Raw genomic sequence first — 12,532 nt, forward strand, 5'->3', positions numbered from 1 at the left:
TTCACCGCAGCTGACCCGCGCCCGCGTACGGATGGGCGGTCACGGTGAGCCGGCCCTCGGCGAAGCGGCTCAGCCGAAAGTCCGACTCGAGCACGGCCGGCGCCCGGCTCTCGCCGTACAGCACGAGGTCGGCCATCAGCTCGCCGACCGCTGCGGAGATCTTGAAGCCGTGGCCGCTGAAACCGGTGGCCACGAACAGCCCGTCGACCGGGGTGGCGGAGATGATCGGGTTGAAGTCCGGCGTGACGTCGTAGCAGCCGGCGTAGGACGACGTCAGGGTGGCGTCGAGTTCGGGAAAGCGGTGGATGAACTTGGCGATCGCCGCCTCGATGTGCACGTCGTCCGCCGCGTTGCGGTAGCTGTCGGGATCGGCCGGATGCAGCTCGGCGAGGTCGCTGTTGCCCAGCAGCAGTTCGCCGGAGATCTCCGGCCGCACGTACTGCAGCCGGACGAGGTCGGACAGCACCGGGACGGCGCCGAGCGGGCGGCCCGGGTCGACCAGCAGGATCGGCTCGCGGTGCACGGTGACCGGGACGTCGACGCCGTGCTCGCGCACCAGCGCAGGCGTCCACGGGCCGGCGGCCACCACAGCGGTGCTGCAGCCGATGAAGGCGCCGTCTGCCGTGCGCACCCCCTGCACGCGGCCGCCGGTGACGACCACCTCGGCGACCGGGGTGCCCGGGCGGATCCGCGCGCCGTCGCGGCGGGCCTGCCCGGCGTAGGCCATGGCCGTCGAGTAGGCGTCGCCGTAGCCGCCACGCGGTTCGTGGGCGAACGCCGCGAAGTCGTCGAGCTGGACGCCGGGCCACAGCCCGCGCACGTCCTCGGCGCTGACGAGCCGCGTGTCGACGCCGAGTCGCTGCTGCGCGGCCACGCTGGCGCGGAACGGCTCGACGTTCTCCGGACCGACGGCCGCGACGTAGCCCACCTGCGCGAAGCCGACCTCCGCGTCGAGCAGATCGCCTGCCTGCTCGAGCACCTCGGTGCCGCGCAGCGCCATAGCGGCCAGCGACGGCACGCCGTAGTGACAGCGCACGATCCCGCTGGACTTGCCGGTGCCGGCCGACGCGAGCGAGCCGCGCTCGAGGACGAGGACGCTGCCCGCGCTGCGGCTGGTCAGCGCCCAGGCCGTGGCCAGACCTTCGATGCCGCCGCCGACCACGACGACGTCGGCCTTATCCGCGACGGTCACCGGCCCGGCACCCAGGACGTCCCGGCGAGGGGCACCCGCGCCATGGCTGCGGCCTCGACGGTCAGTGCCACCAGGTCCTCGGGTTCGAGGTGCAGCAGGTGCGCCTTGCCGCAGGCCCGGGCCAGGGTCTGCGCCTCGAGGGTCATCACGCGTAGGAAGTTCGCGATCCGCCGACCACCGAGGACCGGGTCGAGACGCGCCGTTAGCGTCTCGTCCTGGGTCGTGATGCCGGCCGGGTCCTGCCCGCCGTGGTAGGCGTCGAAGGCCCCGGCGGTTGAGCCCAGCCGCTGGTAGTCGGCCTCGAACTGGGGGTCGTTGTCGCCGAGCGCGACGAGCGCGGCAGTGCCGATGGACACCGCGTCGGCGCCGAGCGCCAAGGCCTTCGCCATGTCCGCGCCGCCGCGGATCCCGCCGGACACGACGAGCTGGACCTTGCGGTGCATCCCCTGCTCCTGCAGCGCCTCGACCGCCTGCGGCAGCGCGGCGAGGGTGGGGATCCCGACGTGCTCGATGAACACGCTCTGCGTGGCGGCGGTGCCGCCCTGCATACCGTCGAGTACGACGACGTCGGCACCGGCCTTGACGGCCAGGCTGACGTCGAAATACGTCCGCGACGCACCGACCTTGACGAAGATCGGCTTCTCCCAGTCGGTGATCTCCCGCAGCTCGAGGATCTTGATCGCGAGGTCGTCCGGACCGGTCCAGTCCGGGTGCCGGCACGCGCTGCGCTGGTCGATGCCCACGGGCAGGGTGCGCATGTCGGCGACCCGCTCGGTGACCTTCTGGCCGAGCAGCATCCCGCCGCCGCCCGGCTTCGCGCCCTGGCCCAGCACGATCTCGATGGCGTCGGCACGCCGCAGGTCGTCGGGATTCATGCCGTAGCGCGACGGCAGGTACTGGTAGACGAGCGTCTTGGAGTGCTCGCGCTCCTCCGGCGTCATGCCGCCGTCGCCGGTGGTGGTCGACGTCCCCATCTCGCTGGCACCCCGCCCGAGCGCCTCCTTGGCGTTGGCCGACAGCGCGCCGAAGCTCATCCCGGCGATCGTGACCGGAGTCGCGAGGCGCAGCGGGTAGGTGGCGTACCGGTCACCCAGGACGACCTCGGTGCCGCAGTGCTCGCGGTACCCCTCGAGGGGGTAGCGCGACATGCTGGCGCCGAGCAGCAGCAGGTCGTCGAAATGGGGCAGGGACCGCTTCGCACCCCAACCACGGATGTCGTAGACGCCGGTCGTCGCGGCCCGCTGGATCTCGGCGATGGTGGCCGGGTCGAAGCTCGCGGACAGCCGCGCGCTGCGCGGGTCGCTCATGATCGGGTCTCCTGACGCGCGTCGTCGACGTGGTAGTTGTACAGCTCGCGCGCCGAGCCGTACCGGGTGAACTCGGCCGGCTCGGCGTCGAGGCCCGCGGCCAGCAGAAGCTCAGCGAGTTCGGTGCGGTGCTCGTCGCGCATGGGCTTCGCTACGCAGTCGGCGCCGAGGGATTTGACGTGCCCACGGACGTAGATCCGGGTCTCGTAGACCGAGTCGCCCAGTGCGTCGCCGGCGTCACCGCACACGACGAGTCGACCGGCTTGCGCCATGAACGCGCTGACGTGTCCGACGTCGCCCCCGACGACGATGTCGGCGCCCTTGAGGGAGATGCCGCAGCGCGCGCCGGCGTTGCCCTCGATGACGAGCAGGCCGCCGTGCGCCGTTGCACCGGCCGACTGGGAGGCGTTGCCCCGCACCCGGACCGAGCCGGACATCATGTTCTCGGCCAGGCCGGTTCCAGCGTTGCCCTCGACCAGCACGGTGGCGCGCTGGTTCATGCCCGCGCAGTAGTAGCCGACGTGCCCGTCGATGCGGACGTCCAGCTCGGCGGTCAGCCCGACGGCGAGGTTGTGCCGGCCGTCCGGGTTCGTGACCCGCCACCGGCTGCCCTCGGGGGCGCGGTGCAGGGCCCGGTTCAGCTCGGTCGTCGCGTCGGATCGCAGGTCGACGAGCGTTTCGACGTCGGTGCCGTCGGTCATCGCTTCCACGTGTAGACCTCCTCGGGTTCGGGCTCGAAGATCAGCGCGTTCTCGATGCCCGGCAACCCGGTCAACGCGCGGTATTCCGACGCCATCGCCACCCACTCGGTGGTCTCGGCGACGATGGCCGGCTTGCACGCGATCGCGTCGCGCACCACCGCGAAGGAGTCCTGGGTCGCAACGAGCAGTGTGTAGAAGCCGTCGAAGCGTTCGCACAGCGACCGCAGCGCCTTGTCGAGGTCTGCGCCGGCCGCGAGCTCGTGCGCGATGAACCGGGCGCCGACCTCGGAGTCGTTCTCGCTGTCGAACTGCACCCCGTCGGCCTGCAGTTCGCGGCGGATGGTCGCGTGGTTGCTGAACGAGCCGTTGTGCACGAGGCAGATGTCCGCGCCGGCCGAGAACGGGTGCGAGCCGGCCGCGGTGACTGCCGACTCGGTCGCCATCCGGGTGTGGCCGACTGCCTGCCACCCGGTGGCGGCGTCGAGGCCGAAGCTGTCGAGGAGGGCGGCCGGATGGCCGGCTCCCTTGAGCACGACGCTGTCGCATCCCCAGCTGGTGACGGTCGCGTCCGGCTGCGCGTCGTGCAGCGCACCGAGCAGGTCCTGGTAGCCCAGCGCCGAGCGCAGAACGGTGGTCGGGCCGGCCGGGACGAGCTCGGCCACCGCGTTCAGCTCGGCGAGCTGCTCCGGTGTGGCCAGCACGCCGACGGTGGACCCGCCAGGCGGCGCGGCATAGCGGGGGTCGCCGTACACGGCAACGCCTGCCGAGTCGGTGCCTCGGTCGGCGAGCTGGCGCAGCATGCCGGCGGTGAGGGCACCGAGGCGCGGGCGCAGCACGTCGCTACGCAGGTGGAGACCGGCGATGCCGCACATCGGCGCACCGTCCTTTCTGTGGTCCGTCGGTTACGGGATCAGACAGCGGTCAGGTAGTGCTCGAGCTCCCAGGGCGTGACCTGGCTGTGCCAGGTGTAGAACTCCTCGCGCTTGAGGTTGGCGTAGTAGGCGGCGACTCCGGCCGACGGGTCGAGCGCGTCGAGGGCGCCGGTGAGCACGGTGTCGTTCTCGAAGGCGTGCACGGCATCGAGCAGCGTGCGCGGCAGTGCCGGACCGTCCGACGATCCCGGCGCGCCCGGGTCGAGCCCACGCTCCAGGCCGTCGAGACCGGCGGCGATCACGGCGGCGGCGGCGAGGTACGGATCGGCCGAGCCGTCGGCCCCGCGCAGTTCGAAGCGGTTGCCGTCCGGGACGCGCAGGAAGTGCGTGCGGTCGTTGCCGCCGTAACTGGCGACCCGCGGGGGTGCCCACGTCGCTCCGGACGACGTTGTGGACGCCCCGGTGCGCTTGTAGGAGTTCACGGTCGGCGCGATCAGCGCGTGCAGGCCGGGGGCGTGCTCAAGGATGCCGGCCAGGAAGGAGTACGCCTCCGCGGACAGGCCGAGCCCGTGCCGGTCGCTGCTGTCGGGGCACACCGGCTCGCCGTCGCGCCAGAGCGACAGGTGCAGGTGCAGCCCGGTGCCCGTGCGGTTGGTGAACGGCTTGGGCATGAAGGTGGCGAGCATGCCGCGCTGCTCGGCGAGCATGTGGATGACGTAGCGCAGCGTCGTCACCCGGTCGGCGGTCGTCAGCACGTCGCTGTAGGTGAAGTTCTGCTCGAACTGGCCGTTGCCGTCCTCGTGGTCGCTGGCGTAGGGCTCCCACCCCATGGCGTCCATGGCGTCGGTGACGGCAGACAGGTGATCGAACATCCGCGTCACGCCGCGCACGTCGTAACAGGGCTGCGCCGCGTCGTCGCGGTCGTCGGCCACGACGAGGGTGCCGTCGGCCTCGCGACGCAGCAGGAAGTACTCGGTCTCGGCGCCGGCCCGCACCTGCAGGCCGTACCCGGCCGCGCGGTTGATCATGGCCCGCAGGATGTTGCGCGGCGCGAACGGATGGATCGCGCCGTCGACCTGGGCGTCGCAGTGCACCAGCGCCAGCCCGGGCCGCACGAAGGGCAGCGGCGTGTAGGTGGACAGGTCCGGGATCGCCATGACGTCCGGGTCGCGCGGTGCCTGTCCCAGCGCGCCGGCGGCGAAGCCGGCGAACCCGACGCCCTCGAACTGCAGCATGTCGGCCGCGCGCACGGGCACCAGCTTGGCGCACGGTTTGCCGGTCAGGGTGGTGAAGATGGCCAGCAGGTGCTTCGTGCCGTCCGCCTCGGCCAGCTCCTGCAGCGTCTGGCTCGCGGCGGGTGCGACTGCGGCCGGGCGGATCTCGTCGAGCACGGACCGCGAATCCGTCATGGCGGGCTCCTCTAGCTGGGTTTCTTTACAGTGAACGAAATATACTGACGGTAGACTAGCGGACGATCTGGTGGCGGTGTGACCCGGTTCGGTGACTCGTCCGGTATGTCGCACCGCGTTGACCGGCACGTGACATGTGTGAAACACCGCGCTTGTTTCCTACCAGTGGTTCAAGTTTCCCAGCAGGCGACGCCGCCGCGGGCACCGTGCCACCCACCCGGCCTTCAGGAGGCAGCAGTGAGCGCTAGCGCGTTGACCGAACCCAAAACGCAGGATGCCGACGAGAAGCGGCTCAACGACCTGGGTTACCAGCAAGAACTCAAGCGGGGCATGGGCGGGTTCTCGAACTTCGCTGTGTCGTTCACCATCATCTCGATCATCACCGGCGTGCTGCAGACGTTCTGGCTGGGGATGATCGCCGGCGGCCCGCGCATCATGATCATCGACTGGGTCGTGGCCAGCGTGTTCATCATGATGGTCGGTCTGTCGCTGGCCGAGATCTGCTCCGCCTACCCGACAGCTGGTGGCCTCTACTACTGGTCGGCCCGACTCGCGCGTAAGCGCGCCCCGGTCTGGGCCTGGTACACCGGCTGGTTCAACATGCTCGGGCAGGTGGCGGTCACCGCGAGCATCGACTTCGGTCTGGCCAACTTCATCGGCTTCTTCATCAAGCTGGCGATCGACCCGTCGTTCGCCGCGCGGCCGTGGCAGATCCTGATGATCTACGGCATCGTACTGGCCCTGCACGGGCTGATGAACACGTTCGGGGTCCGGCTGGTCGCGATCTTCAACGACGTCAGCGTGTGGTGGCACCTCATCGGCACCGGCATCATCGTCGTCGTCCTGTTCGCGCTGCCCGACAAGCACCAGGCCATCTCGTCGGTGTTCACCTCCTACGTCAACGACACGGGCCTCACCTGGTTCCACGGGTCCGGGCTGTGGATCTCGATCGTCGGTCTGGGCGTATGCGCCTACACGATTACCGGCTTCGACGCATCGGCCCACCTCTCGGAGGAGACGCGCAACGCCCACGAGGCAGGCCCGCGCGGCATCGTCACGTCCATCGGGGTGTCGGCGGTCGCCGGCTTCGTCCTGCTCTTCGCGCTCTGCTATGCGCTGCCGGGCAGCGTCACGAGCACCGCGTACGGCAACATCGCGGCGACCGGATCGTCGGCCTCGGCCAACCTGTTCCTCGATGTGCTGTCCCGGCACGTCGCCGAGTTCCTCGTGGTGATCGGCATCGTTGCGCAGTTCTTCTGCGGCCTCGCCTCGGTGACCGCGAATTCGCGGATGATCTACGCGTTCTCCCGCGACGGAGCCGTTCCAGGGCACAAGTTCTGGCACCGGATCAACTCCCGCACCAAAACGCCGACCAACTCGATCTGGTTCGCCGTCGTGTTCTCCTTCATCCTCGGCGTTCCGTCGCTGAAGACCAACGCCTCCGGCGTCCCCGTCGCGTTCAACGCGGTGGTCTCGGTGGCCGTTGTGGCCTTCACCGTGTCGTTCGCGCTGCCCACGCTGCTCAGGCTCATGCGCGGTGACGACTTCGTGGTCGGCTCCTGGAACCTCGGCAAGTGGTCGAAGCTGGTCAACGTGCTGGCGCTGGGCTGGACCGTTGTGATCTGCGCGGCGTTCCTGTTCCCGCAGGGCACCCTGCACGTCGACGGCAAGTTCCAGTGGTCGCTGTTCAACTACGCGCCGATCGCCGTCGGCATCGTGCTCGGTTACGCCACGCTGAGCTGGTTCCTTTCGGCCCGGCACTGGTTCACCGGGCCCAAGTGGAGCGTCGACGGTGCGCCGCTCGACGTCGAGACCGAGGTCCCGCCGCTCAGGGCCAAGCACGACGACCCGATCGGAGTACAGGCATGACGACAATTGAGTCCTACCCCGCCCCCGACGCCACGGCCGAGACGCGCGAGCACGAGCTACGCATTGCGCAACAGCACGCCCAGCAGCTGTTCGAACGGATCTCCGCCGACGGGCTCGTGCATCCCGGCGTGGACGAGAAGCAGCTGTCGGACGAGATCAAGGCGCTGGCGGCCGACCACTTGGGCGTGAGCCGCTACTGGCACAAGCGGGTGGTGCGGGCCGGGCGCAACACGCTGCACCCCTACGACGACAACCCGCCGCTGCGCACGATCGAGCCGGACGACATCGTCTTCATCGACCTCGGCCCGATCTTCGCCGAATGGGAGTCGGACTTCGGTCGGACGTTCGTCCTCGGCGACGACCCGGCCAAGCTGAAGCTGCAGGCGGACATCGAGGCCGGGTGGTACGCGTGCAAGGCGTTCTTCGACGCGACCCCCGACTGCACCGGGGCCCAGCTGCACGCCTTCGCCGTCGAGCAGGCGACGTCGCGCGGGTGGGAGTTCGGCGGGCCGATCGCGGGGCACCTGCTCGGTGAGTTCCCACACGAGAAGCTCGACGACGACGAGATCGAGTCGTACGTGATCCCGGCCAACGACACCGAGATGCGCTCGATCGACCCCTACGGTCGACCGCGGCACTGGATCTGCGAGATCCACTTCGTCGACCGGCAACGCGAGATCGGCGGCTTCTTCGAGCAGCTGCTGACGATCGACTGACGCGACGGTGACGGAGACGAAGGTGACTGCAGTCGAACGAACCGGGGTGCCGCCGTTCCGGGTGACCAGCGGGGCATGGCGCGACCTGCCGAGCATGGCGTCCGACTATCCCGGCACGCTCGGGTTCATCGGCGACGTCTACGCCAACCCGGAGGGCAGCCCGATGGCGTCCGGGTACTTCGAGCTGCAGCACACCGACGAGCCCCTCGACTACTACTACGACTACGACGAGATGAAGGTCGTGCTCGAGGGGGAGTTCCGGTTGGAGAACCAGGAGACCGGGCAGGTGCTGATCGCGCGGAAACACGACGCGATCTTCTTCCCACGCGGCTCACGCATCCTGTTCTCCACGTCAAGTCGCGGTCTCGCGTTCTACGTCGGTCACCGCTCCTTCGCTCCGTGATCACCGAGCACGCCGCGGTGCCGAGGTGGAGTGCCGACCCGCCGGACGTGGACGGTTCGGGGCGGACGTTCGGCATCGTCGGCGCTGACGACGCGGTCACGCGGCGGTGGGCGCAGCAGATCGCCGACCTCGACCGGCCGTGCTGGCAGGTCGATGCAGCCGGGCTGGCGGCCGCCCTCGCCGACGCGGCGGTCGGACTGCGCGTGCTGATCACGGGTCCAGAGGACGAGGTGCTCGCTGTCGCGGCGCGCTGCCGGGCGGCCGGCCTGTGCGACGACGAGCTGACGCTGCACGCGTCGTCGGCCGGGCAGCGACGGGTCTACTGCGCGCATTGCACGACGACGTCGCTCGTCGAGGCGCAGGTCGACGAGGTGGCCCCGTGCGACGGGTGCGGGCGCGGCCTGCTGGTCTTCGCCCACGCGTCGGCGCACACCGGTTCCTACCTGGGCTTCCAGGCCGACGCCGAGGAGGTTGCGTGACAGCAGGGGCCGGGCTGGACCTCGTTGTCGTCGGGATCGTCGACGCGGGACCGGTGCGCACCCTGACCCTGGTCGCCGAGCACGGCGCACTGCCGGCGTATGTCCCGGGCAGCCATCTGGTGATCGACTGCGCCGGCCGGTTGACCGCCTACTCGCTGCTCGACGACGGGGTCCTGCCGGACGCCTACCGGATCAGCGTGCTGCATCGCCCGGACGGCGCCGGCGGGTCGCGCTGGCTGCATCAGCTCAGATTTGGCGACCCGGTGTACACCGCGCGGCCCAGGAGCGCGTTCGCGCCGATCGCGGCGGCGGCGCACCACCTGCTGATCGCCGGCGGCATCGGCGTCACGCCGCTGCTGTCGCACGCCCACGCCGCGGTTCGGTGGGGCCGCCCGTTCACGTTCCTCTACCGGCACCGGGCCGGGGCGCACGTCGACGAGCTGCGTTCGCTCTGCGGCGAACGGCTGCGGCAGTTCACCGACCGGGCCGCCTTCGCCGAACACTTGGACCGCGCGCTTTTCAGCCAACCGCTGGGCACCCACCTGTACGTCTGTGGGCCGGCAGCGTTCGACGACGTCGTCACCGGAGCGGCGCTGGACGCGGGTTGGCCGCCGGTCCGGTTGCACCGCGAGCGGTTCACCGGTGACGTGCTCGACGCCGGGCGGCCGTTCCGCGTCCGGGTCGGCGCCGCCAGCTACGACGTGCCGGCCGGTGTCAGCCTGCTGGAAACCCTGGAGCGCAACGGATTCGACGTGCCGTCCCGGTGCCGGCAGGGCGTCTGCGGCGAGTGCCTGCTGCCGGTGCGGGCCGGCCGCGTCGAGCACCGCGACCTGTTCCTGTCCGACGCCGAACGGCTCAGCGGTGAACACCTCCTCCCGTGCGTGTCCCGCGCGGTCGACGACGTACTGGAGGTAGTCGCGTGACGACGGTCCCGGACACGCTCCCCGCGCGGGTGCGCCGGTTCCCCTTCCCGTTCGACGATGACCGGTACCGCTACCACGCCAACGTGGAGCCAGCCGGCACGGCAGTGCGCACCGCCGCCGGCTCGTGGGGCGAGGTAAGCGTGGACGTCGACGCGAACTACGTCGACGAGCTCGGGCAGCGTCGCGACATCCTGGCCGCGGATGCGACCCGGGTCGGCGAGCTGCCGCACATGCGCGCCGCCTGCTGGGACACCCTGATGTGGGGCATGGGCCAGCTCGCCGCCGAACATCCGCAGGCGATGTCGCTCACCCGGCGCGGGCGCGGCTGGCACTGGCACAACGACCTGCTGGGCGTCGACCAGACCTTCGAGTATGGCGAGGACGGCTCGCTGCCGACCGATCCGCTGCGCTACATCGGTTCGCAACTGCAGGAGGACCTCGTCCTGCTCGATCAGCGCGACGGCGCATTGTTCGCCGACGCCGGCCTGGTCACCTTCGCCGCGGACTGGTCGCTGAGGTTCGACCTCGGGATGGCCTTCGTCGACATCCACCGCCCGGTGCCGCGGCTCGTGCCCGAGAACATCATTCCGCGCGCGCAGCAGTTCCTGCTGCGTCTGCAACCCGGCGCCGATTACCGACGGGTCAACTGGACGTTGTCAGCCACGCCGCGACTGGATGTGTCCACGGAGACCTACCACCGCTGGGGACGTACCCGACGTCTCGCGGTCGAGCATCCGGACGAGGCGGGCGAGCGCCTGCACCTGCGCGTCGAGGTGCAGCACTTCGTGCGGCTCGCGCCGTCGAACGCGGTGCTGTTCCCGATCCGGACCTACCTGCTGCCGTTCTCCGACGTCGCCCGGGTGCCCGAGTGGACGCGACGACTCGCTGCAGTGCTGGCGGAGTTGCCCCAGGACATGGCCGAGTACAAGGGATTGGCTCGCTACCGCGACGTCGCGGTGCACTGGTTACGCGAGGCTGCCGCCGCTGCGGGATAGCCTGCGTGCGATGACCCGCCAACGCCGTGCCGCTGCGTGGAGCGTCGTCGCCCTGGCGGTGACGATCACGGCCGGGTGCAGCTCCAGCGGCACCGTGCGGCACAGCGACGCGCCAAGGTCGACCACGGCCCCGACGAGTGCCCCGGCGCCGGTCTCGGCCGGTCCGGCCACGAGTGCTTCAGGGTCGCGAACGCCGACTGCGCCCGGCACCCCCACAACGACCGCGGCACCGACAGCGGCACCGACCGCGGCACCGACAGCGGCACCGACGCTGCAGAGCTCTGCGCGGGCCGCCGTGCGCTACGCAACGGCGCACGGCATGTACTCGGGCGTCGCGGTACTGGACACGAAGTCGGGTGCCGTGACCACCGCAGGCCTGGCCACACAGGGCTTCGCCAGCGCGTCAGTGGCGAAAGTGCTGATCGCGGCCCGGCTGCTGGTCCAGGGGCAGATGAACGGGCGCACCGCCACGCTGGCCACCGCGATGATCACCCGTTCAGACAATGCCGCAGCGTGGTCGCTGTACCCGCAGGTGGGCAAGGACGGCCTCGAGCCGTGGATCGAGGCGCACTACGGCGTGGCTGGGCTCGGCGGGCCACCAAGCATGCCTGGTATTTGGGGCAGCACCCAGCTGACCGCCGCCGGATTGGTGCAGCTCTACGCCAAGCTCAAGGCCGACCCGAAGGTCTGGCCGTGGCTCTCGACGCGCCTGCACGACTATGAGCAGCGCACCTCGACCGGCGAACCGAACGCCTTCGGATTCGCCACCGCCCAGCCGTCGGCCGCGATCAAGAACGGTTGGGACACCAACCGCGATCCGGCGCACCCCACCAACGCGATCATCAACAGCACCGGCTTCGTCGACGCCGATCGGTACGCCGTCGCGGTGCTGGCCGAGGGCGGCAACTCGCTGTACTACACGCGGGGCGAGGCCGTGGTGACGCACCAGGCGGAGTTGATCACGGCGGCGCTCGCGGCGGCGCCGGCGGTCAGCAGTGCGGCGCCGCTGGTCGTTCTCGACCCCGGGCACAACGGCGGTAACGAGTCGCACCTGACCCAGATCGACAAGTTGGTGAACGCCGGTTACGGCAAGCGCAAGGCGTGCAACACCACCGGCACCGAGACGAACGCCGGCTATCCCGAGCACGCCTTCACCTGGGACGTCAGCTTGCGGGTTCGCAGGATTCTGACGGCGCACGGGGTGCGGGTTCGGATGACCCGCAGCAGCGACTCCGGCGTCGGCCCGTGTGTGAACGAACGCGCCCGCCTCGAGAGCGCGCCGGGCGTCACGTTGTCGGTCGCGATCCACGCCGACGGCGCGCGGTCGTCCGGGCACGGCTTCCACGTCAACGAGGACAGCCGGCGACCGGTCGGCGCGTCCGAGGCCACCGTGTCGCGCACCGCGGTCTTGGCGCAAGACCTGCATCGGGCGCTTTCCGCGTCGTCCGGTCTCGTCCCGTCGACGTACATCGGCACCGACGGCTACTACTACCGCACTGACCTCGCCGGGCTGAACCTGACGACCACCCCGACGTCGTTCCTCGAGCTGGGCAACATGCGCAACGCTCACGACGCCGCGCTGCAGAGTTCGGCATCGGGGCGGCAACGCATCGCGGCTGCGGTGGCCGCCGGGATCCTGGCCTACCTCGAGAAGTAGGCCCGAATC

12 protein-coding genes are annotated in these 12,532 nt (G+C 70.3%); 7 read left to right on the forward strand and 5 right to left on the reverse strand.

All coding sequences use genetic code 11. The annotated features are described in order from the left end of the window. Position 1: 1 nt before the first annotated feature. The 5 genes from ACFFC4_RS10475 to glnT are packed head-to-tail and all read right to left on the reverse strand — an operon-like array spanning position 2 to position 5,481. Entirely contained in the window at positions 2-1,192 is a 1,191-nt protein-coding gene (locus tag ACFFC4_RS10475; protein WP_375500512.1) for an NAD(P)/FAD-dependent oxidoreductase, read from the reverse strand. Continuing rightward, positions 1,189-2,499, reverse strand: a complete 1,311-nt coding sequence (locus ACFFC4_RS10480) for an FMN-binding glutamate synthase family protein (protein WP_375500514.1) — start codon at positions 2,497-2,499, stop codon at positions 1,189-1,191. Before ACFFC4_RS10480 ends, ACFFC4_RS10475 begins: the two co-directional genes overlap by 4 nt. Next, positions 2,496-3,200, reverse strand: a complete 705-nt coding sequence (locus ACFFC4_RS10485; RefSeq protein ID WP_375500640.1) for a hypothetical protein — start codon at positions 3,198-3,200, stop codon at positions 2,496-2,498. Before ACFFC4_RS10485 ends, ACFFC4_RS10480 begins: the two co-directional genes overlap by 4 nt. Beyond that, positions 3,197-4,072: a glutamine amidotransferase gene (locus ACFFC4_RS10490; RefSeq protein ID WP_375500516.1), complete on the reverse strand. Its 876-nt coding sequence runs from the start codon at positions 4,070-4,072 to the stop codon at positions 3,197-3,199. Before ACFFC4_RS10490 ends, ACFFC4_RS10485 begins: the two co-directional genes overlap by 4 nt. A gap of 38 nt (positions 4,073-4,110) precedes the next feature. Then, positions 4,111-5,481 carry a type III glutamate--ammonia ligase gene (gene glnT / locus ACFFC4_RS10495; protein WP_375500518.1) on the reverse strand — a complete coding sequence of 457 codons (1,371 nt, stop codon included), beginning with the start codon at positions 5,479-5,481 and terminating at the stop codon, positions 4,111-4,113. Positions 5,482-5,718: 237 nt separating this feature from the next. Between glnT and ACFFC4_RS10500 the strand changes: the two genes are divergently transcribed. Genes ACFFC4_RS10500 through ACFFC4_RS10530 form a run of 7 tightly spaced genes read left to right on the forward strand, consistent with a single transcriptional unit; the run spans position 5,719 to position 12,523 of the window. Then, entirely contained in the window at positions 5,719-7,350 is a 1,632-nt protein-coding gene (locus ACFFC4_RS10500; protein WP_375500520.1) for an amino acid permease, read from the forward strand. Beyond that, the gene (locus ACFFC4_RS10505; protein WP_375500522.1) at positions 7,347-8,066 is read left to right on the forward strand and encodes a M24 family metallopeptidase; all 720 of its coding nucleotides are present in this window, start codon (positions 7,347-7,349) and stop codon (positions 8,064-8,066) included. The genes ACFFC4_RS10500 and ACFFC4_RS10505 overlap by 4 nt, the downstream gene beginning before the upstream one ends. 7 nt (positions 8,067-8,073) lie before the next feature. Beyond that, positions 8,074-8,469, forward strand: a complete 396-nt coding sequence (locus ACFFC4_RS10510; protein WP_375500524.1) for an ethanolamine utilization protein — start codon at positions 8,074-8,076, stop codon at positions 8,467-8,469. Then, entirely contained in the window at positions 8,466-8,948 is a 483-nt protein-coding gene (locus ACFFC4_RS10515; RefSeq protein WP_375500526.1) for a dimethylamine monooxygenase subunit DmmA family protein, read from the forward strand. The genes ACFFC4_RS10510 and ACFFC4_RS10515 overlap by 4 nt, the downstream gene beginning before the upstream one ends. Continuing rightward, entirely contained in the window at positions 8,945-9,871 is a 927-nt protein-coding gene (locus tag ACFFC4_RS10520; RefSeq protein WP_375500528.1) for a PDR/VanB family oxidoreductase, read from the forward strand. The genes ACFFC4_RS10515 and ACFFC4_RS10520 overlap by 4 nt, the downstream gene beginning before the upstream one ends. Beyond that, positions 9,868-10,866 carry a DUF3445 domain-containing protein gene (locus ACFFC4_RS10525; RefSeq protein WP_375500530.1) on the forward strand — a complete coding sequence of 333 codons (999 nt, stop codon included), beginning with the start codon at positions 9,868-9,870 and terminating at the stop codon, positions 10,864-10,866. The genes ACFFC4_RS10520 and ACFFC4_RS10525 overlap by 4 nt, the downstream gene beginning before the upstream one ends. 10 nt (positions 10,867-10,876) lie before the next feature. Continuing rightward, positions 10,877-12,523 (forward strand): N-acetylmuramoyl-L-alanine amidase, encoded by a 1,647-nt coding sequence (locus tag ACFFC4_RS10530; RefSeq protein ID WP_375500532.1) that lies wholly within the window; start codon positions 10,877-10,879, stop codon positions 12,521-12,523. The last annotated feature ends 9 nt before the right edge of the window (positions 12,524-12,532 follow it).

Source organism: uncultured Jatrophihabitans sp., from assembly GCF_964244045.1.
Taxonomy (GTDB): domain Bacteria; phylum Actinomycetota; class Actinomycetes; order Mycobacteriales; family Jatrophihabitantaceae; genus Jatrophihabitans.

Bases quoted from the DNA above. Each gene is read 5' to 3' on its own strand.
- ACFFC4_RS10505 (WP_375500522.1), top strand. From the start codon at position 7,347: ATGACGACAATTGAGTCCTACCCCGCCCCCGACGCCACGGCCGAGACG.
- ACFFC4_RS10490 (WP_375500516.1), bottom strand. From the start codon at position 4,072: ATGTGCGGCATCGCCGGTCTCCACCTGCGTAGCGACGTGCTGCGCCCG.
- glnT (WP_375500518.1), bottom strand. From the start codon at position 5,481: ATGACGGATTCGCGGTCCGTGCTCGACGAGATCCGCCCGGCCGCAGTC.
- ACFFC4_RS10485 (WP_375500640.1), bottom strand. From the start codon at position 3,200: ATGACCGACGGCACCGACGTCGAAACGCTCGTCGACCTGCGATCCGAC.
- ACFFC4_RS10480 (WP_375500514.1), bottom strand. From the start codon at position 2,499: ATGAGCGACCCGCGCAGCGCGCGGCTGTCCGCGAGCTTCGACCCGGCC.
- ACFFC4_RS10530 (WP_375500532.1), top strand. From the start codon at position 10,877: ATGACCCGCCAACGCCGTGCCGCTGCGTGGAGCGTCGTCGCCCTGGCG.